The organism is Paenibacillus sp. 203 (assembly GCF_037027525.1).
GTDB lineage: Bacteria > Bacillota > Bacilli > Paenibacillales > Paenibacillaceae > Paenibacillus > Paenibacillus polymyxa_B.
The window spans coordinates 367,369-394,364 of the sequence record NZ_JAXCHD010000003.1; the positions used below are offsets into that span (position 1 = coordinate 367,369).

Annotated in this window: 24 protein-coding genes and 1 riboswitch; of the genes, 19 read left to right on the forward strand and 5 right to left on the reverse strand. The window is 45.0% G+C overall.

Going from position 1 to position 26,996, the window contains the following annotated elements:
- Positions 1–136 precede the first annotated feature (136 nt).
- From WA407_RS08115 to WA407_RS08145, 7 genes are all read left to right on the forward strand, one after another.
- Entirely contained in the window at positions 137–1,690 is a 1,554-nt protein-coding gene (locus tag WA407_RS08115; RefSeq protein ID WP_023988981.1) for an ABC-F family ATP-binding cassette domain-containing protein, read from the forward strand.
- A gap of 93 nt (positions 1,691–1,783) precedes the next feature.
- Positions 1,784–1,892: riboswitch (TPP riboswitch) on the forward strand.
- A 264-nt stretch (positions 1,893–2,156) separates the two neighbouring features.
- Entirely contained in the window at positions 2,157–2,750 is a 594-nt protein-coding gene (locus WA407_RS08120) for a thiamine phosphate synthase (RefSeq protein ID WP_061831501.1), read from the forward strand.
- Between the two features lie 64 nt (positions 2,751–2,814).
- Positions 2,815–3,963, forward strand: coding sequence for a glycine oxidase ThiO (gene thiO, locus WA407_RS08125; RefSeq protein WP_336077103.1), 1,149 nt, complete (start codon positions 2,815–2,817; stop codon positions 3,961–3,963).
- On the forward strand, positions 3,960–4,163 hold the full coding sequence (gene thiS, locus WA407_RS08130) for a sulfur carrier protein ThiS (RefSeq protein WP_061831499.1): 204 nt from the start codon (positions 3,960–3,962) through the stop codon (positions 4,161–4,163). The genes thiO and thiS overlap by 4 nt, the downstream gene beginning before the upstream one ends.
- A 2-nt stretch (positions 4,164–4,165) precedes the next feature.
- Complete coding sequence (locus WA407_RS08135; RefSeq protein ID WP_254328492.1) at positions 4,166–4,933, forward strand: thiazole synthase; 768 nt, start codon at positions 4,166–4,168, stop codon at positions 4,931–4,933.
- Positions 4,930–5,991, forward strand: a complete 1,062-nt coding sequence (locus WA407_RS08140; RefSeq protein ID WP_336077104.1) for a ThiF family adenylyltransferase — start codon at positions 4,930–4,932, stop codon at positions 5,989–5,991. Before WA407_RS08135 ends, WA407_RS08140 begins: the two co-directional genes overlap by 4 nt.
- Positions 5,992–6,131: 140 nt before the next feature.
- Positions 6,132–6,824 carry a response regulator transcription factor gene (locus WA407_RS08145; RefSeq protein WP_254328494.1) on the forward strand — a complete coding sequence of 231 codons (693 nt, stop codon included), beginning with the start codon at positions 6,132–6,134 and terminating at the stop codon, positions 6,822–6,824.
- Between the two features lie 65 nt (positions 6,825–6,889).
- Here WA407_RS08145 and WA407_RS08150 read toward each other — a convergent pair whose 3' ends face one another.
- Entirely contained in the window at positions 6,890–7,387 is a 498-nt protein-coding gene (locus WA407_RS08150) for a C40 family peptidase (protein ID WP_069011717.1), read from the reverse strand.
- Between the two features lie 280 nt (positions 7,388–7,667).
- Complete coding sequence (locus WA407_RS08155; protein ID WP_336077105.1) at positions 7,668–8,309, reverse strand: thiamine diphosphokinase; 642 nt, start codon at positions 8,307–8,309, stop codon at positions 7,668–7,670.
- 149 nt (positions 8,310–8,458) lie between these two features.
- On the opposite strand from WA407_RS08155, the gene WA407_RS08160 reads away from it, so the two are divergent.
- On the forward strand, positions 8,459–8,923 hold the full coding sequence (locus WA407_RS08160; RefSeq protein ID WP_336077106.1) for a low molecular weight protein-tyrosine-phosphatase: 465 nt from the start codon (positions 8,459–8,461) through the stop codon (positions 8,921–8,923).
- Positions 8,924–9,062: 139 nt separating this feature from the next.
- Here WA407_RS08160 and WA407_RS08165 read toward each other — a convergent pair whose 3' ends face one another.
- Complete coding sequence (locus WA407_RS08165; RefSeq protein ID WP_061831494.1) at positions 9,063–9,797, reverse strand: alpha/beta hydrolase; 735 nt, start codon at positions 9,795–9,797, stop codon at positions 9,063–9,065.
- A 255-nt stretch (positions 9,798–10,052) separates the two neighbouring features.
- Between WA407_RS08165 and pdhA the strand changes: the two genes are divergently transcribed.
- The 8 genes from pdhA to WA407_RS08205 all read left to right on the forward strand — a co-directional run bounded on the left by pdhA (position 10,053) and on the right by WA407_RS08205 (position 21,440).
- Positions 10,053–11,120, forward strand: a complete 1,068-nt coding sequence (gene pdhA / locus WA407_RS08170; protein WP_013310511.1) for a pyruvate dehydrogenase (acetyl-transferring) E1 component subunit alpha — start codon at positions 10,053–10,055, stop codon at positions 11,118–11,120.
- A 100-nt stretch (positions 11,121–11,220) separates the two neighbouring features.
- On the forward strand, positions 11,221–12,201 hold the full coding sequence (locus tag WA407_RS08175) for an alpha-ketoacid dehydrogenase subunit beta (protein WP_039271308.1): 981 nt from the start codon (positions 11,221–11,223) through the stop codon (positions 12,199–12,201).
- Between the two features lie 34 nt (positions 12,202–12,235).
- Positions 12,236–13,849, forward strand: a complete 1,614-nt coding sequence (locus WA407_RS08180) for a 2-oxo acid dehydrogenase subunit E2 (protein ID WP_165177008.1) — start codon at positions 12,236–12,238, stop codon at positions 13,847–13,849.
- A 3-nt stretch (positions 13,850–13,852) separates the two neighbouring features.
- Positions 13,853–15,274, forward strand: a complete 1,422-nt coding sequence (lpdA, locus tag WA407_RS08185) for a dihydrolipoyl dehydrogenase (RefSeq protein WP_061831492.1) — start codon at positions 13,853–13,855, stop codon at positions 15,272–15,274.
- A gap of 254 nt (positions 15,275–15,528) precedes the next feature.
- A complete protein-coding gene (thyA, locus tag WA407_RS08190) occupies positions 15,529–16,323 on the forward strand; it encodes a thymidylate synthase (RefSeq protein ID WP_013310507.1) in 795 nt (264 codons plus the stop codon).
- A 17-nt stretch (positions 16,324–16,340) separates the two neighbouring features.
- Complete coding sequence (locus WA407_RS08195; RefSeq protein WP_235309686.1) at positions 16,341–16,829, forward strand: dihydrofolate reductase; 489 nt, start codon at positions 16,341–16,343, stop codon at positions 16,827–16,829.
- Between the two features lie 237 nt (positions 16,830–17,066).
- Positions 17,067–18,554 (forward strand): glutamate synthase subunit beta, encoded by a 1,488-nt coding sequence (locus tag WA407_RS08200; protein ID WP_061831490.1) that lies wholly within the window; start codon positions 17,067–17,069, stop codon positions 18,552–18,554.
- A 528-nt stretch (positions 18,555–19,082) separates the two neighbouring features.
- Positions 19,083–21,440: a type IA DNA topoisomerase gene (locus WA407_RS08205; RefSeq protein ID WP_235309687.1), complete on the forward strand. Its 2,358-nt coding sequence runs from the start codon at positions 19,083–19,085 to the stop codon at positions 21,438–21,440.
- A gap of 70 nt (positions 21,441–21,510) precedes the next feature.
- On the opposite strand, the gene WA407_RS08210 is transcribed toward WA407_RS08205, so the two are convergent.
- Together WA407_RS08210 and WA407_RS08215 are read right to left on the reverse strand one after the other, a co-directional pair.
- Complete coding sequence (locus WA407_RS08210; RefSeq protein ID WP_235309688.1) at positions 21,511–22,275, reverse strand: HAD family hydrolase; 765 nt, start codon at positions 22,273–22,275, stop codon at positions 21,511–21,513.
- Between the two features lie 66 nt (positions 22,276–22,341).
- Positions 22,342–23,259 carry a hypothetical protein gene (locus WA407_RS08215; RefSeq protein ID WP_061828235.1) on the reverse strand — a complete coding sequence of 306 codons (918 nt, stop codon included), beginning with the start codon at positions 23,257–23,259 and terminating at the stop codon, positions 22,342–22,344.
- Positions 23,260–23,698: 439 nt separating this feature from the next.
- Here WA407_RS08215 and WA407_RS08220 point away from each other — a divergent pair, with 439 nt between their 5' ends.
- The 3 genes from WA407_RS08220 to WA407_RS08230 all read left to right on the forward strand — a co-directional run bounded on the left by WA407_RS08220 (position 23,699) and on the right by WA407_RS08230 (position 26,995).
- Positions 23,699–24,856 (forward strand): MFS transporter, encoded by a 1,158-nt coding sequence (locus tag WA407_RS08220; RefSeq protein WP_336077107.1) that lies wholly within the window; start codon positions 23,699–23,701, stop codon positions 24,854–24,856.
- Between the two features lie 82 nt (positions 24,857–24,938).
- Positions 24,939–25,664: a phosphonate ABC transporter ATP-binding protein gene (locus WA407_RS08225; protein ID WP_235309689.1), complete on the forward strand. Its 726-nt coding sequence runs from the start codon at positions 24,939–24,941 to the stop codon at positions 25,662–25,664.
- A complete protein-coding gene (locus WA407_RS08230; RefSeq protein ID WP_322160862.1) occupies positions 25,661–26,995 on the forward strand; it encodes a hypothetical protein in 1,335 nt (444 codons plus the stop codon). Before WA407_RS08225 ends, WA407_RS08230 begins: the two co-directional genes overlap by 4 nt.
- The last annotated feature ends 1 nt before the right edge of the window (position 26,996 follow it).

Below are 26,996 nucleotides of genomic sequence, written 5' to 3' on the forward strand. Positions count from 1 at the left end.
AACCTTAAAATTCACTGTTTTCAATATTCCGATATGGTTGTAGAATGTGCTACAATAAAGCTTTGAAAGAAACGAAATGCATATGAAATAAGAACAGTCGGCAGCGCCGATGACAATAAGGAGCCAAAAACAGCTTATGAGTTTATTGACTGTAGAAAATGTATCCCACAACTTTGGGGACCGCGCATTATTTAAAAATGTTTCCTTTCGATTGCTTGCGGGGGAACGTGTAGGTTTGGTAGGAGCTAACGGTGTTGGTAAATCGACACTCATGAACATTCTCACTGGAAAATTGCTTAAGGATGAGGGTAAAGTGGAATGGACTCCACGTGTACGTTACGGTTATCTGGATCAGCACACCAAGCTGACACCGGGCAAAACGGTACGTGATGTATTAAAAGACGCTTTTCTTCCTTTGTTGGAATTGGAAAAGGAAATGATGCAGATTACTGACAAAATGGGGGATGCTTCTCCTGAAGAGTTGGAAGTGTTGCTGGAACAGATGGGTGAAATTCAGGAGCAACTGGATATGGGCGATTTTTACCTCATTGATGTGAAGGTTGAAGAAATGGCGAATGGACTAGGTCTGTCGGCCATAGGACTGGATCGGGATGTATCTGCACTTAGCGGCGGGCAACGGACAAAGGTGCTTCTTGCTAAATTGCTGTTGGAAAAGCCGAATGTCCTGCTGCTGGATGAGCCTACCAACTACTTGGATGTAGAGCATATTGAATGGCTTACGCGCTATTTGAAGGATTATCCCTATGCTTTTATCCTTATTTCACATGATACTGAGTTTATGAACCAGGTCGTTAATGTTATTTACCATCTTGAATTTGCCAAGATGACCCGTTATTCAGCTAACTATGAAAAGTTTCTTGAAATGGCGGATCTGAACAAAGCTCAGCATATTGATGCTTATGAGAAGCAACAGGACTTTATAAAGAAACAGGAAGATTTTATTCAGCGCAATAAAGCGCGTGCTTCTACCTCAGGCCGAGCAAAGAGCCGTGAAAAGCAGCTTGATCGGATCGAACGTATTGATAAGCCTGAAGAAGCCGCAAAACCAACCTTTCAGTTCAAAGAGGCACGTGCAAGCGGAAAGACGGTATTTGAGGGTATTGATTTTGAGATTGGTTATACACATGCCCTTTTGCCTAAAATGTCCATGACGATTGAACGTGGCGAAAAAATTGCAATTGTTGGCTACAACGGTGTCGGTAAATCGACATTGCTCAAAACCATATTGGGAAAAATTCCGCCAATCAGTGGAAAAACCTATCAAGGTGATTTTTTGCAGCCCGCTTATTTTGAGCAGGAAGTAAAGGCGGAGAAAATTACACCGATTGACGATGTGTGGAATGAATTTCCGCATTTGAACCAGCATGAAGTACGAGCGCATTTGGCGCGCTGCGGTTTGAAAAATGAGCATATCACACGTCCGCTATCTGCGCTTAGTGGTGGAGAACAGGCTAAAGTCCGTCTTTGCAAACTGTTAATGCGTGAAAGCAACTGGGTATTGTTCGATGAGCCTACCAACCACTTGGATGTTAAAGCAAAGGATGAGCTGAAACGTGCCTTGAAGGAATACAAAGGGACGGTATTGCTTGTATCTCACGAACCGGACTTTTACGAGGATTGGGTAACCAAAACGTGGAATGTGGAAGAGTGGTCAAGTAAAGTTAACTAAAATCAGTTAAATCCAGTTCTGCATATTTCACACGAAGTGGGGTTTGCAGAATTAGGAAAATATGCTAAGCTATCTTTAGCTTATACAATAAAATAGTCACACTAGGGGAGCCGCCCATGCGGCTGAGACGGAATAAATGGATTTCGGACCCTTTGCACCTGATCTGGGTTATGCCAGCGTAGGGAAGTGAGCGCCGTACAAACAAGGCAACACCATCTTTATTTTGTTTGTGCGTGGGACGATACACGTATACGGATATCATGGTCCGTTCGATTATTGGACGTTCGTTAAACCACTTCCTTGGGGAAGTGGTTTTTTTGCGTTTCGTTCATTTTAAGTTGTTCGAGCTTCCGTAGACGGATTCACATACAATCCCCTTTCATTACTGCTGGTAGACGTGGCTGCTAAGCTTAGATCCTTTAATCCAATGTGAGGTGAAGACAAAATCGAATTACACGCAATTTCGATGGAAAAGGGCACTTTTGCACAAGCCGCCCGAGTGGCTGCTATGATTTGTCCGTATGTTCATTATGTACACGCACGTTTAAAACAGAATGGTGCCTCTGCATTGCTTTCTTTGACTCGCAGCATGGTGGAGCAGGAAGTTCCTTTGCAACAAATTGTAGTAAATGATCGTGTGGATGTAGCTTTACTTACTTTGGTTGGAACCGTCCAGCTACCAGCTAATGGATTACCTGTTGTGGATGTGAAAAGCCTACTTTCAAAGAGTACACGCTGTGGAGTGTCTGTGCATTCCTTGGAGGAGGCGCAGACTGCCGAGCAGGCAGGAGCAGACTATGTACTTTATGGTCACGTATATGAGACCCATTGTAAGCCCGGTATTGTACCGCGGGGTTTAGCTCAGCTTGAACATATTTGCAGGCTGTCGAACATTCCGGTGATCGCGCTGGGCGGCATACAACCGCACCATATCCCGGAGCTTTATATGGCCGGAGCAAGCGGAATTGCGGTGATGTCTGGTATATGGGAGGCTGAGTCGCCCGTTGCAGCTGCGATGGAATATAGGCGAATGGCAGATCTTGTAGTTCACAGCTTGTAGCGAGAAAACGAGAGTAGAGGCAAGCTGAAAGCAGAATGGTTTATGGAGAGGAGACACGGAACAAATGCTAAAGATACACACAGAGGCAAGAGCGATAGGACATGCTGAATGCTTGGTCATAGGTGGAGGTGTCATCGGCAGTTCCATTGCTTATCATGTGGCCAAGGAGGGAAGAAGTACGATCATGCTGGAACGATTGATCCCGGGTGAGGGAGCCTCAGGAGCAGCGGTTGGAATGCTGGCAGCGGAAAGTGAAGAGTTCACCGACTCTGAGCTGGCACGATTTGCTCGCAGAAGTCGAGATGCATTCCCTGAGCTTGTTTGTGATCTGGAGCGTTTGTCGGGTATTTCGGTGGAATTCCGTACAGAAGGATTTGTGACCCCTTTCCGTACGGAAACTGAAGGCCAAAAACGCTGGAAAGCTGCTAAAACGCGAGAGGATGATTGTCCTATCTGGTGGGATGCGAGGGAATTGGCCCGACGAATTCCAGGTTTGGATGAACAAGCGATCGGAGCAATATATCGTTCAAAGGAGACACAAGTGGCTCCTGTCCAGCTTTGTCGTGCTTATGCAGGTGCTGCTGCGGTGCTGGGAGCAACGGTATGGTCTGGTACACGGGCAGAGCAACTGGTCATACAGGATGGTCGAGTTTGCGGTGTCCGAACAGATAGCGGCTTTTTTTCCTGCGATCAGGTCATTATTGCTGGAGGCTTGGATAGCATGAAATTACTGGCGCAGGTTGGATTTGAATATCCACTTTATTCGGTCAAGGGCGAAGCGGTAGCGGTCTCCTTGAAGGATCACCCATTAGAATACACCATTTATGCTGATGATATTTACCTCGTGCCTAAACAGAATAACGAGCTTTGGATTGGGGCAACGAGCCTTCCGCATCAATATGACGAAGAAGTGACCGTAGGAGGCTTGGAGGGGTTGCTGGCACGTGCCTCTGCCTGGCTGCCGTGCGTCCGTGAAGCTTCTTTTATACGCGCTTGGGCGGGCTTACGTCCGCAGGCTGCATCAGGCCATCCTTTTATAGGTACTGTTCCTGGGGTCGAGGGCGTATTTGCTGCGGTTGGGCATTATCGCAACGGTGTCCTGCTGAGTGATGCTACCGGGCGTGCGATGGCAGCTATGCTTAATGGAGCTGGTGCAGCAGAACTTGGGATAAGTAGTTTTTCTTCGGAGCTCCTCAAGGAGAAAAGCTTATGAAGCTGACGATTAACGGCCAGAGCATGACCTTTTCTAATCGAATCACTCATGTGAATCAATTGCTACATGAGCTTGATGTAAAGGTGAAAACCGTAGTGGTGGAGCTGAATCGGCATATATTGAGCCGTGAAGATCATGATGAAGCGGTACTGAAGGATGGAGATTGCCTAGAAATTGTACATTTTGTGGGAGGCGGTTGATTATGTTAACCATTGGAAAAGCATCTTTTACCTCGAGGTTGTTGTTGGGAACAGGAAAATTCTCTGATCTGGATATCCAATCCCAAGCCGTAGAGGCTGCTGAGACGGAAATATTGACGTTTGCTGTACGGAGATTGAACTTGGAGGAACGGGATAAGCAGCATTTTCTCGATATGCTGGATTTGAGCCGGTATACACTTCTTCCCAACACAGCAGGGGCTACAACAGCAGAGGAGGCGATTCGTATTGCCCAATTGGCAAAAGCCTCCGGCCTGTGCGATATGATTAAGGTGGAAGTCATTGGGGATAGCAAGACACTGCTCCCTGACCCTTTTGAAACGTTGAAAGCTAGTGATAAGCTGTTAGAAGAAGGCTTTATCGTGCTGCCCTACATATCGGACGATGTGATTCTAGCAAAGAGGCTACAAGAGCTTGGAGTACACGCCGTTATGCCTGGAGCTTCACCGATTGGTACAGGACATGGTTTGCTCAATCCGTTTTCATTAGGGCTAATTATTGAACAGGCGGAGGTTCCGGTTATTGTCGATGCGGGTATTCGCTCACCCGGTGACGCGGCAATGGCGATGCAGTTAGGGGCAGATGCTGTTTTGTTGAACACAGCCGTATCAGGAGCGAAGGACCCAGTAAAAATGGCCGAGGCCATGAAACTGGCTGTTCGTGCTGGAAGATATGGTTTTGAGGCGGGGATGATTCCTGTAAAACGTTACGCTTCAGCAAGCAGTCCGACAGAAGGTATGGTTCAGGCATGAAGGTAACTGACAAATCCGATGCAGGAGAAACACATCCAAGTGACCGTTATTCCAGACAGGAAAGATTCGCGCCCTTTGGACCGACGGGACAACGCCGGCTTGCTTCTTCCCACGTACTAATCATAGGTGTCGGAGCGTTAGGTACAGGTATTGCGGAAACGCTCGTTCGCGGGGGCGTAGGTACAGTGAGCCTCGTAGACCGGGATTATGTGGAATGGAGCAATTTGCAGCGCCAGCAGCTTTTTCAGGAAAGTGATGCTGCGCAAAGATATCCCAAAGCAGTAGCTGCTCAGCGAAGATTAAAGGATATTAATTCGGAAACGGTTATACATGCACATGTACTGGATGTTGGGGTGGAAGAACTGGAAGAGTTGATCTTGGGGGTAGATCTCATGATGGATGCAACCGATAATTTCGATACCCGACTTCTTATGAACGACATGGCACTCAAGCATCGGATACCTTGGATTTATGGGGGATGTGTGGGCAGCTATGGTGTAACCTATACCATCTTACCGGGTCAAACGCCTTGTCTTCACTGTCTGCTGGAAACTGTACCGTTTGGTGGAGAAACCTGTGATACCGCCGGGATTATTCCGCAGGCCGTACAGATGGTCACGGCTAACCAAACTACGGAAGCTTTCAAACTTCTTGGTGGATATCCGGAAGATTTGAGAGGAAAGCTGCTTTCGTTTGATTTGTGGAAAAATGAGTATGTAGCAATAGCGGTAGATAGCGTTAAAAAGGAGAACTGTCCTTCTTGCGGCAGCCAACCGACGTATCCCTATTTGTCGGCCTCTCATCGGCAGAAGACAGATGTTTTGTGCGGTAGGGATACCGTTCAAATTAGACCAGCAAACCCAACACATCTGAATCTTGCAGAAACAGCAGATAGATTTGCTTCTTTGGTAGAAGGAAAAGTAGAGCGGAATCCGTTTTTGGTTTCCTTTAGTACAAGCGAGCATCGCTTGGTTGTTTTTGCAGATGGCAGAGCGTTGATTCATGGGACAAAGGACGTGGCAAAAGCAAGAAGTCTGTATCATCGCTATTTGGGTTAAACTATAAAAGCAGAAAGCCATTCTTTGGAGAATGATTTTCTGCTTTTTTGTTACAATAATATTAATATGCTTTAATGGCTTATAACAAACTTGTTCGTATCCAATATGTAATGCTATGTCCAAACCAGGTGGGTGAAAAGATGAGCCCGTTAATTTTACTTGTGGATGTAAATGAAGCGTCTCCCGTATTTGTTCATCCATTGGAGCAGGCAGGTTATCAGGTGGTTCATGTTAGCAATACGACAGATGCAAGCTCTTATGTAGCCCATAATCCTGTGGATTTGCTACTGCTCAATATAGAAGATGAACCGACGGATTCACATGGTTTGCTTCGCACATTGCAGCAATACCATCCTCATGTCCCGCTATTTGCAATGACTTCATCAGATGAGGAGGACCATATTGTTTCCTGCTTTGAACAAGGAGCACATGATGTGATCGTCCTGCCCTTTTATCCTAGAGTTTTTCAGGCTAGGGTGGCTAATTTATTGCGGATTTTTGGTATTGAACGTGATGTGAAAAGGGCAATCGAGGCGGGTGATTTACATATAGACAATGCAAGCAGAATGGTGAGCAGAGGGGGGCAAAAGCTGGAATTAACTCCGAAAGAATTTGATCTTTTGCTTCACCTGGCGATACATCTTAACCAAGTTTGTAGCAGACAGCAAATTCTGAAGGATGTTTGGAAACATGATTATATCGTTGATACGAACGTAGTAGACGTCTATATCAGACATTTGAGGGTTAAAGTAGATAAAGGATATAAGTTTAAAATGATCCGTACGGAACGAGGAATTGGCTATTCACTCAGAACACCAACCGTATCAGAATAGCATAAGGCATATAAAAAAAACCGGAACTTTCGTCCCGGCTCGCATATTTCATAATGAGTTTCAAACTACAGCACGCGGCGTGCTTTAATGTATGTTCTTTTCCAGTTGCCAGAGTTCAAATCGGAGATAGTCACGCCAGGTCCGCCGTAAGTGTGTAGAATTTTACCCCCGCCCATATAGACTGCTACGTGGGTAATGTTGCGACCCGTGGCACGGCTACCGCTTGAAAAGAACACTAAGTCCCCTTTTTTCAAATTGGACTTGGATACGGCATGTCCAACTTTGGACTGTTGAACAGAAGTACGCGGCAAATTCACTCCGTATTTCTTGAATATGTGCTTCATGAAAGAAGAACAGTCAAAATTGCGCGTCGTGCTTGTGGAAGCTCCAAACTTATAGGGTGTGCCCATATATTTTTCGCCGTAGTTAATTACTTTTTGGCCAACAGAAGTAGTAGTGGCAGCCTGTGCCGTATTTGTTCCCTCAATTGCAAAAGTACCAAAGCCGATCGTGGCTGCGACCCCTGCGATAATTACCTTTTTTATGATTTTCTGCATATTCATGTTGTAAGTACCTCCAGAAATTGATTTGTGCAATATTTTGCTGAGTTGCTAACTAACTGACAGCGTTGAGTATAACAGTTTTGAAGCCGCCTAATAGTTGGAAAAGAACTCTCAAATGCTTGAGGGACAAGACTTACACAGTGATTATTAAAAAACAATTAAAAATTACAATTTGTTAAAAATATATCGATTCATAGATCTCTACAAACGGAAAAACCCTTATTAATCAAAGGTTTTGAGTGAAAAAACAATTTAAACAATGGTTACAACAATGTCATAATTAATCCTTGCTTTGAATAACGAGTAGAAGACCGCTTTTGATGGAAATCGTACCTTTTGGAGCCGTTAGCTTATTACTGACAGCACGTGATTGTCCCATTTTGAGGGTGGCATTATGTAGCGGATACATAAATCCTTCCAGTTGTATGCCTGTTACTTCGGCAGTCATAGGAAGCAGCGATGTATATGTATAACCCATAGGCTGGATCTCAAGCGTTGATCCGGTGAGCTCAATATAATTATGTGCGTCCATAATAGCGCAGCTAATATGATGCTGCATTGCACGTACCAATATTTGAACATTAGCCAATGTGTGGTCCATCCGGGTGCCAGTCACACCAAGCAGCAGTACATGATCTGCCCGTTCGTCCATAGCGATTTCCAAAGCAAGCTCAGTATCTGTTAAGTCTTTAAGTACTGGATCGCACGAAATCATACGTTGGCTTGCTGATTCTACCTTTTCTTTTTCCTCTGGTGTGATCGAATCAAAATCTCCTACAGAGATATGTGGTGTAATACCGTGCTCGATCAGGAAAAGAGCACCTTTATCTGCACCTATAATAAAATCATCGGGTTGTATTTGATGTAAATCTTCTTCATTAAGACGACCGCCTGAAAATACAATCGCTCGTTTTTTTGTCATAATCAACATCCTTTCTTTCTGATACGATCCTATATATACCATCGTTTTTAAGTATACCGCGTTAAATATGGCTTGCACAATTTTGGAGGACATGGCTACAATGAAACAGAAAAAAAGGAAGTGTAACGGGTAATAGGAAGGAGAACGAAATGATTAACGTTTTGTTTGTGTGTTTGGGCAATATTTGCCGCTCTCCGATGGGGGAGGCAATACTGAGGCATAAAGCGCAGGAACGGGGATTGAGCGCAGAAATCGGGGTGGACTCGGCCGGGACAGGCGACTGGCACATCGGAAATCCCCCGCATGAGGGAACACTAAAGCAACTTAAACTGCATGGAATCAGCGAACAAGGCATACAGGCGCGGCAAATAACGGGCCGTGATTTTGATGCGTTTGATTATATTGTGTGCATGGATGACTCTAATGAACAAAACATGCGAAAGATTGCAGGTGGAGCGGAGGCTGATATTCTAAAATTTATGGATTTGCTTCCTCAAGAAAAATTAAGAGAAGTACCCGATCCATATTTTACAGGGAATTTTGAAGAGACCTATCGATTAATGGACGCAGGCTGCGACGCCTTGCTGGACAAGATCGTAGAAGAAAAGCTATAATGTGAACGACAGATGACGGCAATAATTGCCGTTTTTCATTATACTTTTTTGAAAGCGCAACCAAATTGCATTAAAAAATGAGGAAGGAGCTTAATGACCTAGTAGGTCAATGCTCCATTCCCTATAGAAGAATTTTTACTCAGGCGCGATCCAAAAAATACATTAGCGCGTCAGGCAACTCGTTTTGCCAAAAGCCCCACAAATGTTTGCCATCCTTTTCACGGTAAGAAACTTCAGCGTTCCGTTCGCGCAGCAAATCTGCACATTGACGGTTAAGTTCTACAAAGTTGTAAATGCCAGTATCACTCTCAAATGCATCTTCCTGAAGGCCAACCGTCATCCACACCCGCAAATGAGAAAGATCTTTCTCACGGGCGATGATTTCCTGCGAAGCTTCATAGTAAGCACCTGAGAGGCTGATAATGCGGTTGAACAGCTGAGGATACATCAAAGCCAAATGCAGAGACACACTGCCTCCCAGTGAATCCCCCGCCAAAATGCGGGACGCTGCATCTTTTCTTATAGGATACTTTTGCTCCACATAGGGAATAATCTCTTCTGCAAAACAGGTGGTATACGCCTCAAAACGATTGCCAAAGGGAGCGTACTCCTGAGTTCTGATTTTGGTATTCACTTCCACACCTACAATAATGAAGGGTTCGACGCCCTCATCTAGAATGAGGCGGTTGGCGTGAGTTGCAATGCGGCCAAAATTGAAAAATTCTTCTCCGTCCTGACAGTATACGACCGGGTAGCTCAATATTTCATTATAGCCGGGCGGCAAATATATCCGGAGAGTTCTGGTCTCGCTAAGAAAGCGGCTGTTTACTTCGTCTTTAAGGATGGTTCGTTTTAAATACCGAGAATCCGTCATTTTTCGTCACCTTTCTTGGGTATTATTTTGCATTCGGGATCACAATAAGTTAAGATTACCCTGATTGCAATAGATGTTTAAAATTTCAATCATGTACTAAGCTGTTATAGTAAAAAACATACCCTGTTACATACACAAAAATGTGGTAAACTCAAAAAAAATAACTAAATCTTTGACGCGAGCGATATAACAGGTGTATAATAATCCTATAACAGCGGAACTTGATATTCAAATTTTTTTGTTGAGGTGAAGAAAATGAGCAAGGTTCCTTATGAAGTTTACACAGAGGAAGTTGAGGCGCTGTCCGTACTTTCTCCGGATGGTGAAATTATCAATAAAGATATGTTGCCTAAACTTACAGATGATCAATTGAAAGAAATTATGTATCGAATGGTATTTACACGTACTTGGGATGACCGTGCCGTTAACTTAGGTCGTCAAGGACGTCTCGGTTTCTACGCTCCGGTATCCGGACAAGAAGCAACCATGATTGGTAGCGAATATGCGCTCCAAAAAGAAGACTTTATTGCTCCAGGCTACCGCGATATTCCGCAAATCGTTTGGCATGGCCTGCCATTATACCAAGCTTTCTTGTATTCCCGTGGTCATCAACACGGCGGCCAAGTGCCGGACGGTGTTAATGTACTGATGCCGCAAATCATCATTGGCGCGCAAATTTTGCATGCTATGGGTATTGCTATGGGTTACAAACTGAAAAAGCAAAAACAAGTCGCCATTACATATACAGGTGACGGCGGTTCTTCCGAAGGTGATTTCTACGAAGGCCTGAACTATGCTGGTGTATACAAGTTGCCAGTTATTTTCTTTGTGCAAAACAATGGTTACGCGATCACGACTCCATTTTCAAAACAAACGGCTGCTCTTTCGATCGCTCATAAAGCAGTAGCTGCTGGTATTAAAGGCGTGAAAATTGATGGCATGGACGTGCTTGCAGTTATTAAAGCCGTTCAAGAAGCTGCAGAGCGTGGACGTAATGGTGAAGGTGCTACTTTGATTGAAGCCGTAACGTACCGTTTCCGTCCGCATTCCCTTTCTGATGATGCAACAAAATATCGTTCTAAAGAAGAAGAAGGCGAATGGAATGCGAAAGATCCAATTGCCCGCTTTGCGAAATACCTTGAGAAAAAAGGCCTTTGGACTGAAGAAGATACAGCTCGCGTAAAAGAAGAAGCTAAGGCAAAAGTGAACGAAGAGATCAAAAAAGCCGAGAAAACAGAGAAAATGACAATTCCTGGCCTGATCGATAGCATGTTCGAAACAACGCCTAAGCACTTGGAAGAACAAAAAGCTGATTTTAAATAATTGAACTTGAAAGAGACCGGGCGGTAACCCGATCCGGTCTGCTTTTCGATTGACCTGAACTGAAATTGATCTGTCAATGTTTAAGGAGGAAATGAAGCAAATGGCACAAATGAACATGAAAGAAGCGATTCGTGACGCACTGCGCGTAGAGTTGAAACGCGACCCTAACGTCCTGCTTTTCGGTGAAGACGTAGGTCATGTAGGTGGCGTATTCCGCGCTACAGAAGGTCTGCAAAAAGAATTTGGCGAAGAACGTGTATTCGATACTCCGCTGGCGGAATCCGCAATCGGGGGTCTTGCTGTGGGTCTGGGTATCCAAGGCTTCCGCCCTGTAGCTGAAATCCAGTTCGTAGGCTTTATCTTTGAAGCACTCGATCAAATGGCAATTCAAGCATCCCGTATGCGCTACCGTTCCGGTGGTCGTTACAATTCTCCAATCGTATTCCGTACACCTTTTGGTGGCGGTGTTAAGGCAGCCGAGCTGCATACAGATTCCTTGGAAGGCCTTCTGGCTCAAACACCTGGTATCAAGGTTGTTGTTCCTTCCAACCCTTACGATGCAAAAGGTCTTATGATCGCGTCTATTCGCGACAATGATCCAGTATTTTTCATGGAGCATTTGAACTTGTATCATGCATTCCGCGCTGAAGTTCCTGAGAATGATTACACAGTTGAACTGGGCAAAGCTAACGTAGTTCGTGAAGGTTCCGATGTGACGATCATTACTTACGGTATGATGGTGCACACTTCGGTTAAAGCTGCTGATGAGCTGGAAAAAACAAAAGGTATCAAAGTGGAAATCATTGATTTGCGTACCATTAGTCCGATTGACATTGATACCGTTGTTGCTTCTATTCAAAAAACCAACCGTGCTATCGTGGTTCAAGAAGCGCAAAAGAGCTCCGGTGTAGCTGCTGAAGTTATTGCACAAATTAACGAAAAAGCAATCCTGCATCTGGAAGCACCTGTTCTGCGTGTAGCAGGCCCGGATACCGTTTATCCTTTTGCTCAAATTGAAGATACTTGGTTGCCAACCCCAACACGTATCATTGATGCGGTTAATAAAGTATTGGAATTTTAATTAAAGCACACCGTAAATTTGGGAGGTTTTAAACGTGGCTAAATTTGAATATAAATTCCCGGAGCTAGGTGAAGGTCTTCACGAAGGCGAAATCATCAAGATGCACATCAAGCCCGGCGACAAAGTAACAGATGAAGATATCATCATGGAAGTACAAAACGATAAGGCTGTAGTTGAAGTTCCTTGTCCGGTTAATGGTACAGTACAAGAAGTATTTGCCAAAGACGGTGACATCTTTAACGTAGGTCAAGTCGTAGCTGTAATTGATGCAGAAGGTGAACTTCCTGAACAAGAAGAAGCACCAGAAGCACCAGCTGCTAGCCCTGAGCCAAGTGCTGCTGCACAAAGCGGAGCTGCAGGTACAGCTAGATTTGAATATAAATTCCCAGAGCTGGGTGAAGGTCTTCACGAAGGCGAAATCATCAAGATGCACATCAAGCCTGGCGACAAAGTAACAGATGAAGATATCATCATGGAAGTACAAAACGATAAGGCTGTAGTTGAAGTTCCTTGTCCGGTCAATGGCACAGTACAAGAGGTATTTGCCAAAGACGGCGACATCTTTAACGTAGGTCAAGTCGTAGCTGTAATCGCTGCAGAGGGTGAACTTCCTGAACAAGAAGAAGCACCAGCTGCTGCTAAACAAGAACAGGATGCTGCACAAGGCGGAGCTAACACTAAACCAGCTGCAACTCCTGCTGCTTCTAACAAAGATGTACTAGCTACACCTAGCGTCCGCAAATTTGCTCGTGAGCAAGGTGTAAACATCGCTCAAGTGAGTGGCTCCGGCAAAAATGGTAAAATCACCAAAGAAGATGTAGAAGCTTTCAAAAATGGTGGAGGCCAAGCGGCTGCACCAGTAGCGAAAGAAGCTGCAAAAGCACAAGAGCCTGCTAAGAAAGAAGCGAAAGCTGCGGCAGCATCCGCACCAGCAGCAGATCCACGTGCTGAGGAAGAGCGCGTACCATTTAAAGGTATCCGCAAGGCTATTTCCAATGCTATGGTTAAATCGGCTTATACGGCTCCGCACGTTACGATTATGGATGAAGTAGATGTAACTGAACTGGTTGCTTTCCGTACTCGTATCAAACCAATTGCTGAGAAGAAAGGCACAAAAGTAACATACCTGCCATTCATCGTAAAAGCTTTGGTTGCTGCTTCCCGTCAATTCCCGGCTCTGAATGCCACAATCGACGAAGAAGCAAACGAAATTGTCTACAAAAAATACTACAACATCGGTATCGCTACAGATACAGACAACGGCTTGATCGTTCCTGTTATCAAAGATGCTGATCGTAAGAGTATCTGGATGATTGCTGATTCCATTCGTGATCTAGCTGTGCGCGGTCGTGATGGAAAATTGGCTGCGAACGAAATGAGAGGAAGTACAATTTCCATCACTAACATCGGTTCTGCAGGCGGTATGTTCTTTACTCCAATCATTAACTTCCCTGAAGTTGCGATTTTGGGTACTGGCCGCATCAGTGAAAAAGCAGTCGTGAAAAACGGTGAAATTGTAGCCGCTCCAGTAATGGCTCTTTCCTTGAGCTTTGACCACCGTATTATTGACGGTGCAACTGCTCAAAACTTCATGAACTATATCAAACAGCTGCTCGCTAACCCTGAGTTGCTTGTTATGGAGGTGTAATCAATGGTAGTAGGAGACGCTTCTCTGGATATTGACACATTGGTTATCGGTGCGGGTCCTGGCGGCTATGTAGCTGCCATCCGTGCCGCACAATTGGGACAAAGCGTATTGATCGTTGACAAATCTGAGCTGGGCGGTGTCTGTCTGAACCGTGGATGTATTCCATCCAAAGCTTTGATCTCTGCAGCTCACCAATACGAAGCAGCTAAACATGGCGAGTCCTTCGGTATTACGGCTGAAAATGTAAAAGTAGACTTTGCTAAAACACAAGAATTCAAAAACGGTGTTGTTAAAAAAATGACAGGCGGCGTAAGCGGCTTGCTCAAAGGCAACAAAGTTGAAGTTTTCAATGGCGAGTGCATGTTCATCAACGAAAACGAAGCGCGTGTATTCAACGAACATGAATCACCACGTTACCGTTTTAAAAATGCAATTATCGCAACAGGTTCCCGTCCAATCGAACTGAAACCATTCCCATTTGGCGGACGCATTCTGTCTTCTACAGAAGCATTGAACCTGCCTGAAATTCCAAAAAGCCTGATCGTAATCGGTGGTGGATACATTGGTGCAGAGCTTGGACAAATGTACTCCAAATTCGGTTCTAAAGTAACGATCATTGAAGGTATGGATACAGTGCTTCCTGGTTTCGACAAAGATATGACTTCGATCGTTGCGAAAAGCATGAAGAAAACTGGCATCGAAATCTTCACTGGCGCTAAAGCGGAAAGTGCAGAGCAAACAGATAAAGACGTAACGGTGAAATTCTCCGTTAACGGCGAAAGCAAAGAAGTAACTGCTGATTATCTGCTTGTAACTGTTGGACGTCGTCCAAACACAGACGGTGAACTGGGTCTGGATCTGATCGGCGTAGAACTGGATGAGCGCGGAATGGTGAAAGTTGATCACCAAGGACGTACTAGCATTCCTCACATCTTTGCAATCGGCGATATCGTAGCTGGTCTTGCTCTGGCACACAAAGCTTCTTACGAAGGTAAAGTGGCTGCTGAAGCAATCGCAGGCGAGCCGTCTGTAGTAGATTACAAATGTATGCCAGCTGTCGTTTTCACAGATCCAGAATGCTCCAGCGTAGGTTACACAGAGACAGAAGCCAAAGAAAAAGGCTACAATGTCAAAGTTGGCAAGTTCTCTTATGGAGCAAACGGTCGTGCGGTTTCCCTGAACGCTGCTGAAGGTTTTGTGAAAATCGTAGCTGACGCTGACACAGGTCTGGTACTGGGTACGCAAATCGTAGGCCTGGAAGCCTCCAACCTTATTGCTGAGCTGGGTCTGGCGATTGAAATGGGTGCTACACTCGAAGATATCTCCTTGACTATTCATGCTCACCCTACATTGGGCGAAATCGTTATGGAAGCAGCGGAAGTCGTGCTGGGTCATCCGATCCATGCATTGGCACCACGTCGCTAATACCATTTTTCATTATCTCGTTTTTGGTTTTCATACATGACAAAGAGAGGCAAGGAGCGCTATATCTGCGCTCTTTGTCTCTTTTTTTTCAAACTTTAGGGTTTTCAGGACTACTATGAAAATTCACACAGTACATGGTCAACGAAGCACCGTACATGATAAACTAAATATAGATATTGGTGCAGAAAAAGAATTTTAAAGATTAGAATCTGGCGATGCCAGGTTTTTATTCATGCTCAAAGGAGAGGAATAACGTGCGCAACTATTTGGAACTGCTGGAGGATATTTTAGAGAATGGAGTAAAAAAAGAGGATCGTACAGGAACGGGTACACTATCTGTTTTCGGAAGACAACTCCGTTTTGATCTGGCCAAGGGCTTCCCCTTGGTGACCACCAAAAGAGTTCATTTGAAATCCGTTATTCATGAGCTGTTATGGTTTTTGCGGGGAGATACCAACATTTCTTATCTCAAGGAGAACGGAGTTACCATTTGGGATGAGTGGGCGGACGAGCAGGGGAATCTGGGGCCTGTATATGGATCGCAATGGCGCTCGTGGGAAACAACAGACGGGCAACATATTGATCAAATTGCGAATGTCATAGAGGCTATTAAAAACAATCCAGACTCACGTCGACACATCGTCAGTGCTTGGAATGTGGCAGAAATCGAATCCATGAAGTTGCCGCCATGTCACTTTGTATTTCAGTTCTATGTAGCTGGAGGAAAGCTTTCCTGTATGCTAACAATGCGTTCTGTGGATACCTTTTTAGGGCTGCCGTTCAACATCGCGAGTTATGCATTGCTTACGCATATGGTTGCACAGCAGTGTGGTTTGGAGCCCGGCGAATTTATTTGGTCAGGCGGCGATGTGCATATTTATTCAAATCATATGCAACAAGTGCATACACAGCTGGAACGTGATCCTTATCCGTTGCCTCAGTTAAAAATTCTGCGCAAACCGGATTCGATTTTTGATTATACCTATGACGATTTTGCTTTTGAAAATTACGAGTATCATCCAGGGATTAAGGCGCCTGTCGCCATCTGATTAGAGGAGGTGGAAAAATGGGCATTTCAATGATATGGGCTATGGCACAAAATGGTGTGATTGGCCGGGATAACAAACTTCCCTGGCGCCTCCCTAGAGACATGGCCTTTTTCAAAGAGCAGACGATTAATAAAACGGTACTCATGGGGCGCAAGACGTGGGAATCCTTTGGAGGAAAAAGCCTGCCAAACCGACGTAACGTCGTCTTAACTCGAGATCAGTGTTATCAGGTGAAAGGTGCGGAAGTGATTCATTCACTGGAAGAAGGGCTCCAATTAGCAAAGCAGGAGGAGCTAATGGTCATTGGAGGAGCAGAAATTTATGCACTGTTTTGGCCACATGCCGATCGGTTGATTGTGACTCGGATTGAGGAGACTTTTGAAGGCGATACAACGTTCCCCGAGCTGGATTGGAACGGTTGGAATATAGTTAGTGAGACTCCGGGTATCAAGGATGACAGAAATCCATATGAGTACCGTTTTGTTGTTTACGAGAAAACGGAATAAGAATGGACTGTATCCGACCCCACTCATTTGAAAAATTAATAAACCATATAAAAAATCCTTTTGGTGTTGATGCAAAAAGTTGCATAAGTTTTCATTACTTTTACGCTGTATTGTGATACAATAAATCAAATTCAACGAGAACAGACCCTTTCATAATACAAGCAGACAAATTCGAATTTGACTTAAATTCTGAATGGATGATCGGGGTTCATAAGCGAAGAGATGGGGGAACGTAACATGTCTACACCAACTGGATTTATGGAATACACACGACAGCTTCCTACAGACCGGGACCCGGCAGAGCGTATAAAGGATTGGGAAGAATTCCATAAGCATATGTCTGAAGAAGAGCTGCGTACCCAAGGGGCGCGTTGTATGGACTGCGGAACTCCTTATTGTCATACGGGGATGGATATCATGGGAGCAACTTTAGGCTGCCCGGTTCATAATCTCATTCCGGAATGGAATAATCTCGTATACCGTGGTTTGTGGAAGGAAGCGCTAGAGCGGCTGCACAAAACAAATAACTTCCCGGAATTTACAGGTCGTGTCTGTCCTGCGCCATGTGAAGGTTCGTGTACAGTCGGCCTGATCGGACAGTCTGTTACAATTAAAACCATTGAGGAAGCTATTATCGAAAAGGGTTTTGAGGAAGGCTGGGTTGTCCCTAATCCGCCAGAAAAGCGTACAGGCAAACGAGTGGCTGTTGTCGGTTCGGGTCCGGCAGGTTTGGCTGCAGCTGCACAGCTTAACAAAGCAGGGCACAGCGTGACTGTGTATGAGCGTGCAGATCGTGTGGGTGGATTATTGATGTATGGCATACCGTCCATGAAATTGGATAAAAAGGTTGTTCAGCGGCGTGTGGATTTGCTGGAGGCAGAAGGTATTCAATTCATCACAAATACGGAAATCGGCAAAGATATCCCTACCGATCAGTTAATTGCTGAATATGATGCTGTTGTCCTATGCGGTGGTTCTACGAAGCCAAGAGAATTCAACATTGAAGGTAGCGATTTGAAGGGTGTTCATTATGCGATGGATTATCTGAATGGTACTATCAAAAGTTACTTGGACTCCAATCTGGAAGATGGCAACTATTTGTCTTCCCAAGGTAAGGACGTTATTGTAATCGGTGGCGGTGATACGGGTTCGGATTGTGTAGCTACTTCTTTGCGTCATGGATGTCGGAGTGTCACTCAATTTGGCACACACACCAAAGCGCCTATGGAGCGTGACCCGATTGCCAATCCTTGGCCACAATTTCCAAACGTGTATTCTCTCGATTATGCACAGGAAGAAGCTAAGGCGTTGTTCGGAGAAGATCCACGTGAGTTCTCCATCATGACGACCAAATTTGTAGGTGATGAGAACGGTAATCTGAAAGAGCTACACACCATTCAAATTCAACGGATTGTTGATGAAACTGGGCGCAAAATCTATCAACCGATTCCAGGTACGGAGCGCGTATTCCCTGCACAAATCGCTCTTATTGCCATTGGATTTGATGGTCCTGAGCAAACGATTGTAGAGCAAATTGGTTTGGAGACGGACCGTCGTTCCAACGTTAAAGCACGTTATGGAAAATATGTTACTAATGTGGATAAGGTTTTTGCTGCAGGTGATATGCGTCGCGGACAAAGTCTTGTCGTGTGGGCTATTAATGAAGGTCGAGAAGCTGCACGAGAAGTTGATAAATACCTCATGGGCGCTACCGTTTTGGTGTAATTATAAATTTCATGTTACGGATCAGTCAAAGCTCCATCTTCGGATGGGGCTTTATTGTATTTCAAGCTGAGTCTGCCAGAAGCGAAAAATGAATAAATGATTATTGAGCTGTGAAACATTGTGAAATATATGTTATATAATATAACTTAAATTCAATCGTATCACCATATATTTCTTATCTAAATTGATCATAACATAAAAATGGGTGTTTAGTGTAGATTTTTTTATAGAAAAAAGGATTATTCCACAAGAAAATTAGATAAAAGCTGATTTTTATGTTATATAAATTAACATATACATAACTTTCGTTGACTGTATAAAATCATGACCTGAGAGAACCATGGTATCTATGGTATAATACACGTATATTGTTGAAGCGTTTGACTAAATGAATTTACAAAGGAGCTTTCGTCGGGAGAAGGCTCCTTTTGCATGAGGCCGGGATACCTGTGTTTTCATTATCATTCCATGTATATGTATGATTCATGGAGGAGAAACAGAAGGCCGTCAGGAAGGAATGGAGTATGAATGAAGACGTTGATTATTGCTGAGAAACCAGATATGGGACGGACGATTGCCGCCGTTATGGAGCCGCGGGCAAAAAATAACCGTACCTATTTGGAAGGGGAGAAATACATTGTAACCTGGGCGATCGGACATTTGCTGGGTTTGGCTGAGCCGGATGCATACGATACTAAGTACAAACGATGGAATATTAAGGATCTTCCTATTATCCCTGAGCAGTTCAAAATTGTACCGAATCCGAAAACAAAGGATCAGCTGAAAATAATTGGTGAACTGGCTAAACGCTGCAACGCCATCGTAAATGCTTGTGATGCTGGACGGGAAGGGCAATATATTTTTGCGTTGATTCAACAGCAATTGAAGTTGCATCAGCCAGTTAAGCGACTGTGGATTTCAGATTTGACAGCGGAGAGTATTGCGACAGGCTTTGAACGATTGCGAGATGCTTCAGAGTTTGAATTTCTGACTCAAGCTGCAAGGGCACGAAGTGAAGCGGATTGGCTGATCGGAATGAATGCTTCCAGAGCGTTCACAACACGACATAATACACTGCTGTCAGTAGGGCGGGTGCAGACTCCCGTGCTGGCATTGATTCATGACCGGGAAAAGGAAATTGAGGCATTTCAGTCTCAAACCTTCTATGATGTGTGGGCTGAATTCAAGCAAGATCAGATCAAGTACAAAGGTGCGTGGCAGGGGGATCGGCTGACGAAGCCGGAGGAGGCTGAGGCGATCGCTGCGGCCGTTCGCGGAAAAACGGGTAAAATCACCAAATATGACACAAAGCAGACAAAAGAGTATCCTTTTAAATTGTACGATTTAACGTTGCTTCAACGCGAGGCGAATGCCAAGTACGGTTATTCGGCCAAAAAAACACTAGATGTGGCACAAGCGCTTTATGAGCGTCACAAGGTCATTTCTTATCCGCGTACCAATTCTAACTATGTGACAGAGCAAAATATAGACGGCATGCACAAGGCGCTACGGATGCTGGGGACAGGTCCTTATGCTGATCTGGTACAACAAGCCAACCCCAACTTGGTCCATAAACAGAATAAATCGGTCTGCAATCCAGCTCGTGTTGAGGATCACCATGCTATTCTGCCAACGTTAAAAAGACCAGGTACGCTAAGCAAGGAGGAGCAAAATGTATATGACCTGGTTATTCGCAGGTTTTTGTCACATTTTTTTCCGCCTGCTGAATATAAAATGCATACCGTAATGACGCAGGTGGACAAGCATCTGTTTAAAACAAATATCAAAGAGCTTCTTTCCTTGGGATGGAAAGTGGTTTTAAGTAAGGTTGACCAGGATAAAGGTAAAAAGAGCAAATCATCGAAAAAAGAGGATGAAGAGGAAACGGACGAGTGGACGGACAAGAAGTTTGAGATTGATACGGGACGTCCGGTGGAGTGTGTTCGTGCTGAGATGAAAGAAAAGGCAACTCAGCCCCCCAAAAGCTACACGGAGGGTACATTGCTTAAGGCGATGGAAAGCGCAGGCAAACAGATGGAGAATGAGGAATTACGTGAGGTCATGAAGGATGCCGGCTTAGGCACACCTGCCACACGGGCTGCCACAATTGAACGATTGAAAAAGGTTGGCTATATTGAAATGAAGGGCAAAAAGATTCTTATTACGGAAAAGGGAAAGATGGCTATTGATCTGATCCGTCATGCCGGGGTTGATCTATTAGCCTCGCCGGAGATGACAGGTCAATGGGAACGTCGTCTACATCAAATTTCCAAGGGTGAGGCGGCTCAGGAGAAATTTATGGATAACGTTAAAAGATTTACGTTGTCCATCATTGACAAGGTGAGGCAGCAGCCACCAGCTCCGGCAGATGCCTTTGGCGAGGAAGCAAGGGGGAAGCGTGCGGCTGGAAAAGAAGGCGCACGTAGCGCACGTGCGAGTGGACGCACCGTCGCCAAGGGGGTGGGGCGTGCTACATCAGGACGCGGTGGTAACGCTGGAAGCGCAACGCTGGAGCAAGCAGCACCACCAGCAAGTCGTGCTGCGGGAACAGCAGGTTCCGTTGCACGCAGCTCTTCCGACGGACCCTCAGGCATTTCAGTGAGCCAAAGGCAAGCTTTGGGTAGCTGCCCATGCTCTAATTGTGGCGGAAGCATTATTGAAGGGCGTAAAGGGTATGGGTGCAGCCACTACAAGCAGGGCTGTGGTTTTGTCGTCTGGAAGGAATATGCTGGCAAGCAGATTACCGAAACGATGCTCAAGTCTCTGTTGACAAAGGGACAGACGCAATTGTTGTCTTTTAAGCGTAAAGATGGATCGACCGTCAAAGCGCGAATTATTCTGAATGAACCAGGTACAGGACAACTTAGCGTTCGAGAGGAATCCTGAGACAGGGTTTAGACAACTATTTTGGCTGAATCAAAGGTTTAATAACAATTACATCAACAAAAAAGGGACCCTATCCGAGGGTCCTTTTTTGTTGATGTAATTGTATGCTTTCGTGGATAACCCGTGGTACTTCCGTCAGCTTCTGTATCGTATACATCACGGAGTTCACGTTTTTTTGCAATTCAACCATATTGTAAATCCATTCCTTAGGCTGCTTGAGATAGACAGCATGAATACCTGCGGCAAGGGCTGGAGATACATCAGTGCGCAGAGAGTTCCCGATCATCCAGGTGATGCTTCGGTCCAAGCGATTCATCTGGATGATTTCTTCCAGTGCTTCAACATTTTTATGCTGACGAATGTAGATGCGGTCATCAAAGTAGGTAGCCAGTTTCATTTGTTCAATCTTTCTTTCTTGAATGATCTGCTCACCACCAGTATAAAGGTGAAGGGAATGCCCTGCTTTTTGGAGGGAGTTCAGCGTTTCGACCATGCCTGGATACGGTTCGATTTCCTGTTCGTATACACTTCGGCCAAGAGAGCGAAGCTCCTGCTCTTCCCGTGAATCGAGACGGCGTCCGAATTGTTCCGAGAAAAATTGGTACGTATCTATCAGAGATTGTGGGAAATGCTCGCTGGCAAAGCCCACCTGATGAACTCCAGCCACATCAATTTCGATTTGTTTTTCACGAATCGTATTTTTCGTTAGGTTATGAGTTGCAAACCATTCCTGAAGCAAATCGAAAAAGTGGTTGAGGATAAGGTCAAAATACTTGTTGCAGTGGACTAAGGTGTCATCAAGATCAAATAAAATGTGCTGCTTCAGATACGACATGATGCATACTCCTTCCAAGCCAAAGCTTTAACGCTGCTTTGGTTATAACTAAAAGTACAATTCAAATTACAATCCAATATAGGATTCCAAAAATACCTGTAAATCAGCCGCGCCATCGGGACGGATGCTGAATTTTTCCTTATGATAACGTCCGATGTGAATACGGAGCAGACCAGCCACTCGTAAAATCATCATATCAGACATGAGTGTATCTTCCAAACGGCTCAAATCGTGGCGCATGTCTTCGAGAGACTTAGGACCTTGAGCTACATAACGTAGAATTCGCAGTCGCTGCGGATCATTGACCGCACGAGTTAGCCGTAGCAGAAGCGTAGGCGGTTCTTCCTCGCTCTCCTCGGGGATATCTACCGGATACTGGATCAGAAGTGTGCGGGTATAAAAACAGTATGAATTAATCGGGCGATTATGGACAACCGGAAATAGGACTACTGTATCCAGGTCTTCCACGTGTGGCACGACTAGTCCAGCTGTCGCATATTCAACCAGTGCTTCCGGTTCCATCTTACTCAGCAGCATGCGTTTTTCCGCAGCGTCTTCTTCTGCCAACACACGTAGTTCGCCTTCCAAGGCCCGAAAATAATCACGATCCCACAATCTGAGGAGTGGTGCGTATACCTTGCGAATGCGTAAAGATTCTTCAAAGGTTAAAAAAGGGATATGCGGAACGAGCAACTCAAACATATCTTTATCCGGACCGTGGTCCAAATAAGAGATATAATCAGATATTTCATCCGATTCCGGTCGAAGTAACGCCCAGGCATAGAGTGCGTCATAATCGCTAAAAGGGCAATCCTGAGCTGTAGCAAGCTCAGTACGAACTTCATGTTGTAGTCGTGCATCTACCTTGTCGATCCATTCATGGCCCAAGTCCATATCTTGGACCCACTTTTTAGTCACATAGGCCATGAAGCTGCCGAGCAATTCATAAATTGGAGAAGTGTCTATTTTAATTTGATAACTCATGGAACTAATGCCTCCTATTCTGTCTTCTAGCCCAGAGCGGTGAACGTAATTAAGCCCGTCCATAAGCAAAACATGAGCATTTTAATAATTGCTCACTTATTTATTATGGCTTGTTCTGCCAGGGATTGTCCACTATAATATGAAATAGTGCGTTGTGACGTGAATGGGTTCGGATTGAACATACGAGGCTCCTTAACCGAAGGAGTCGGATACATACCAGACAAGCTCTTTCCGTAAAATCGTCATCTCAGATGGCGATTTTTTTCTTCTATTCTTTAATACACTAATTACACCTGAATTTGTATATGTGATTTGCCGGTTTTGCAGGACGGCATGAAATACATAGTGATAAGAATTATTATTGATTATGGAATCAAATGCAAATCATTTCTTAACATTGATTTTAATTATTTTATTTGTTCGATCAGGAGGAGCTAGGATGTCGTCGTCGTTACGAGTTCATTATTTTATTTTAATTGCTGTTATTATTGTTGCCGGATTATGCCAAGGTTTATTATTACCTATTCTGTCTATCTCGTTGGAACAAATGGGAGTTTCATCTTCACTAAACGGAATGAATGCGGCTGCCCTGTATATTGGTTCATTCGCAATGACGTTGGTGGCAGAACGGACATTGGGGTGGTTAGGGTTCAAAAAGCTGATGGCCGGAGGGCTTGTGCTAGTGCTCGTTACGCTGCTGCTATTCCCGCTAATCCCTGATATTCGGGTATGGTGCATACTGCGTCTGCTAGTAGGTATTGGTGACAGTGCATTGCACTACTCTGCGCAGCTATGGATATTGCTGGTGACTCCAGCAGAGAAGCGAGGCCGCAACATTTCCTTTTATGGTATGTCATACGGTCTGGGTTTTGCATTAGGACCATTGGGATTATGGCTACTCGATTATGGAATGCTGGTTCCATTCGCTGCGTTGGCCTTATTATGTTTGCTTGTTTTGTTATTGGTGTTAATAAAGCTGCCGGACTCCAGACCGGAGAAGCTGGAGTCCGAGGCGCGTCCCACTCAAAGATTTCGTCGCAGCTACAGCTGGGCATGGTACGCTCTTTTACCTGCATTTCTATACGGCTATATGGAAGCGAGCCTGAACAGTAACTTTCCAGTCTATGGCCTGCGTATTGGCTTTCATACCGATGAAATCGCTGCCTTGCTGCCGTTCGTCAGTTTGGGAGGGTTAGTGCTGCAGCTACCGCTAGGGATATTGAGTGACCGTTGGGGACGTAAAAAGGTGCTAATGAGCGTAGGTATAGCAGGGGGAATGACCTTTATGTTGCTACCTTGGAGCGGCAATCATTTTATGTTCACTTTGATATTGCTGACCCTAGCAGGTGGTTTAGTAGGCTCCTTTTTCTCCCTCGGTTTGGCCTACGCCGCTGATCTGTTGCCCAAATCATTTTTAGCAGCCGCGAATGTACTGGCATCCTTTCATTTTAATCTGGGAAGTGTGATCGGACCTAATATTAGCGGAGGGTTGCTGGACTTTGGAACTCAAGGCAGTATGTTTCTTGTCCTTGGAGGTAGTTACGTTGTTTTCGGATTGTTAGGTTTGTTTTCCAGAAAAAGAGTAACGGCGGTTTAAAACTGCGGTTTGCATGGTATTTGTTTCACATTTACTATAAAATATAAACAGTATTGATGGCGCGCAAAGGGGAATCACTTAGATGATTAAAATTCGGAAGCTGACCAAGCAAGTGGGGCCTGAACGGACCCAGCTACTTCGAGGAATTGATGCTGAAATTCATCAGGGCGAATTTATTGCCATAGTGGGGCCAAGTGGAAGCGGCAAAACAACGTTGCTTCGCTGTCTTGCTTTACAAGAGCCATGGGATGAAGGCAGTTTAATTGTAGGTGGCAATGATGTGCTGAAATCCGGGTGGACGGGCAAGAAGAAAATAAAGCGGGAATGGGCATACCTGGAGCAAAACCCGCATCTAAATATGAATCGAACCGCTCTTAAAAATGTGCTCATTGGCAGATCCGTTCAAACTCCGATGTGGAGAATGGTGACGGGGATGGTGCGTTCCGACGATTATATGGGAGCGATGGACGTACTGGAGGATCTGGGTCTGCTGGATAAGGCGCATGATAAATGTGACAAGCTCAGCGGTGGCGAGCGGCAGCGGGTAGCGACTGCGCGTGCTCTCGTGCACGGAGCTAAAGTTATTTTAGCTGATGAGCCTGTAAATGGACTTGATCCAACTTCGGCAGCGCATGTATTGGAGACCTTTCGCAAGCTGTGTTCTGACGAGCGGGTGACGATCATGACTGTATTGCCGCTGGAAATGGCTGAACGCTTTGCTTCCCGTATATGGGGGTTGAATGATGGTGAATTGGTGTTTGATATTCAGGGAAGACGATTGACACAAGCAGAAAAGAACAAATTGTGAAGGGGACGGCAAGAGAAGTGAATATAATGCTGTTGAGAATGGTGGCTGGCTGCTGTTCCTTGCTGCTCCTTGCTGGATTTTTAAGCGGCTGTAATGTTATTAGCGATCCCATTTCGCTGATGGAGACACCGACGATGTCTGACGAGAAACAGCAGTTGAATGGTGCAGTGAATACGCAACTAGGGGCGGTACAGCCTTTAAGGCCGAATGACCCAGATGACCCGACGCCAATTCGGACGGGTGATCTGAACAATGATGGCACAGACGAAGCAGTGCTCTTTTATGAAACGCCAGATGAGAGCGTAAAAATACATGGTGCCTTGTTTGAAGATCAGGGCGGAACATGGGTAAAGAAGCTGACGTTTGATGGGGAAGGCACTGTGCTGGAGTCATTTAAGCTCGTGGATTTAACGAATGATGGAACACTCGATATTGTAGCGGGTTTTTCCAGCGGAGATAGTGGCGATGGCGGGGATCAGAAGGGACTCATCGTGTATTCCTATACCGGAGGAACGCTGGAGAAAATATATGCTACAGGTTATACAGACTTCGTCGTAGATGATTTTAACCATAACAAGATGGACTTGAACGGGGATAATTTGAATGATTTGACGATTATCACGCTGCGACGTAATGAATTCTTTACTGTTAAAACGTTTCAATTCAGTGGGGGAACCTTTAAGGAAATCGGATCGTTGGATTTGGACAGTCAGGTCTTAGGTGTCTATAATGTCGTTGCTGGCAAGGTAGCCGAGGGTAGGCAGGGGATTATTATAGACACCAAAATTGCCCAGACCACTACCGTGTCCAATGTTATTGTGATGGATCACGGCAAGCTCAGGAAGCTTAATCTTATGGATGTCACCTTCAAGGATGCGACCATCGCCAGTGGTGATGTGGATGGTGACGGCATTCTGGAATTTGGTAATTTGGAGAAGCCTAAAGGTTGGAGTAACAAGCCGCTGGACGAGGTTCCATATTTTGTGTCGTTCTATCAGTGGGACGGGGCGAAAGGAACGATTTTTAAGCAGCAGCAGTATCGTGATTCTAATGAACAGGTCTACTTCAGATTACCGAAAGAGCTGCATGGCAAGGTGACTATTGATCCGAAAGTTTCGAAGAAGGACAGCTATTTGCGCTTCATTTTGGATGATACAGACAAAACGATAGCGGAAATTAAATTTTTCTCGTTGTCACAATGGGAGCGAAACAACGAAGGTTATAGCCAACTGTGGAGAACGAATGCGCAGGTCATTGGCATTAAGCGATCCAGTGAGCTGGAACCGCGTAAAACCATTAAAAACAAGATGGGGGAAAGGCAGGTAGAGTAGA

Bases quoted from the DNA above. Each gene is read 5' to 3' on its own strand.
- WA407_RS08115 (WP_023988981.1), top strand. From the start codon at position 137: ATGAGTTTATTGACTGTAGAAAATGTATCCCACAACTTTGGGGACCGC.
- WA407_RS08120 (WP_061831501.1), top strand. From the start codon at position 2,157: ATGGAAAAGGGCACTTTTGCACAAGCCGCCCGAGTGGCTGCTATGATT.
- thiO (WP_336077103.1), top strand. From the start codon at position 2,815: ATGCTAAAGATACACACAGAGGCAAGAGCGATAGGACATGCTGAATGC.
- thiS (WP_061831499.1), top strand. From the start codon at position 3,960: ATGAAGCTGACGATTAACGGCCAGAGCATGACCTTTTCTAATCGAATC.
- WA407_RS08135 (WP_254328492.1), top strand. From the start codon at position 4,166: ATGTTAACCATTGGAAAAGCATCTTTTACCTCGAGGTTGTTGTTGGGA.
- WA407_RS08140 (WP_336077104.1), top strand. From the start codon at position 4,930: ATGAAGGTAACTGACAAATCCGATGCAGGAGAAACACATCCAAGTGAC.
- WA407_RS08145 (WP_254328494.1), top strand. From the start codon at position 6,132: ATGAGCCCGTTAATTTTACTTGTGGATGTAAATGAAGCGTCTCCCGTA.
- WA407_RS08150 (WP_069011717.1), bottom strand. From the start codon at position 7,387: ATGAATATGCAGAAAATCATAAAAAAGGTAATTATCGCAGGGGTCGCA.
- WA407_RS08155 (WP_336077105.1), bottom strand. From the start codon at position 8,309: ATGACAAAAAAACGAGCGATTGTATTTTCAGGCGGTCGTCTTAATGAA.
- WA407_RS08160 (WP_336077106.1), top strand. From the start codon at position 8,459: ATGATTAACGTTTTGTTTGTGTGTTTGGGCAATATTTGCCGCTCTCCG.
- WA407_RS08165 (WP_061831494.1), bottom strand. From the start codon at position 9,797: ATGACGGATTCTCGGTATTTAAAACGAACCATCCTTAAAGACGAAGTA.
- pdhA (WP_013310511.1), top strand. From the start codon at position 10,053: ATGAGCAAGGTTCCTTATGAAGTTTACACAGAGGAAGTTGAGGCGCTG.
- WA407_RS08175 (WP_039271308.1), top strand. From the start codon at position 11,221: ATGGCACAAATGAACATGAAAGAAGCGATTCGTGACGCACTGCGCGTA.
- lpdA (WP_061831492.1), top strand. From the start codon at position 13,853: ATGGTAGTAGGAGACGCTTCTCTGGATATTGACACATTGGTTATCGGT.
- WA407_RS08195 (WP_235309686.1), top strand. From the start codon at position 16,341: ATGGGCATTTCAATGATATGGGCTATGGCACAAAATGGTGTGATTGGC.
- WA407_RS08200 (WP_061831490.1), top strand. From the start codon at position 17,067: ATGTCTACACCAACTGGATTTATGGAATACACACGACAGCTTCCTACA.
- WA407_RS08205 (WP_235309687.1), top strand. From the start codon at position 19,083: ATGAAGACGTTGATTATTGCTGAGAAACCAGATATGGGACGGACGATT.
- WA407_RS08210 (WP_235309688.1), bottom strand. From the start codon at position 22,275: ATGTCGTATCTGAAGCAGCACATTTTATTTGATCTTGATGACACCTTA.
- WA407_RS08215 (WP_061828235.1), bottom strand. From the start codon at position 23,259: ATGAGTTATCAAATTAAAATAGACACTTCTCCAATTTATGAATTGCTC.
- WA407_RS08220 (WP_336077107.1), top strand. From the start codon at position 23,699: ATGTCGTCGTCGTTACGAGTTCATTATTTTATTTTAATTGCTGTTATT.
- WA407_RS08225 (WP_235309689.1), top strand. From the start codon at position 24,939: ATGATTAAAATTCGGAAGCTGACCAAGCAAGTGGGGCCTGAACGGACC.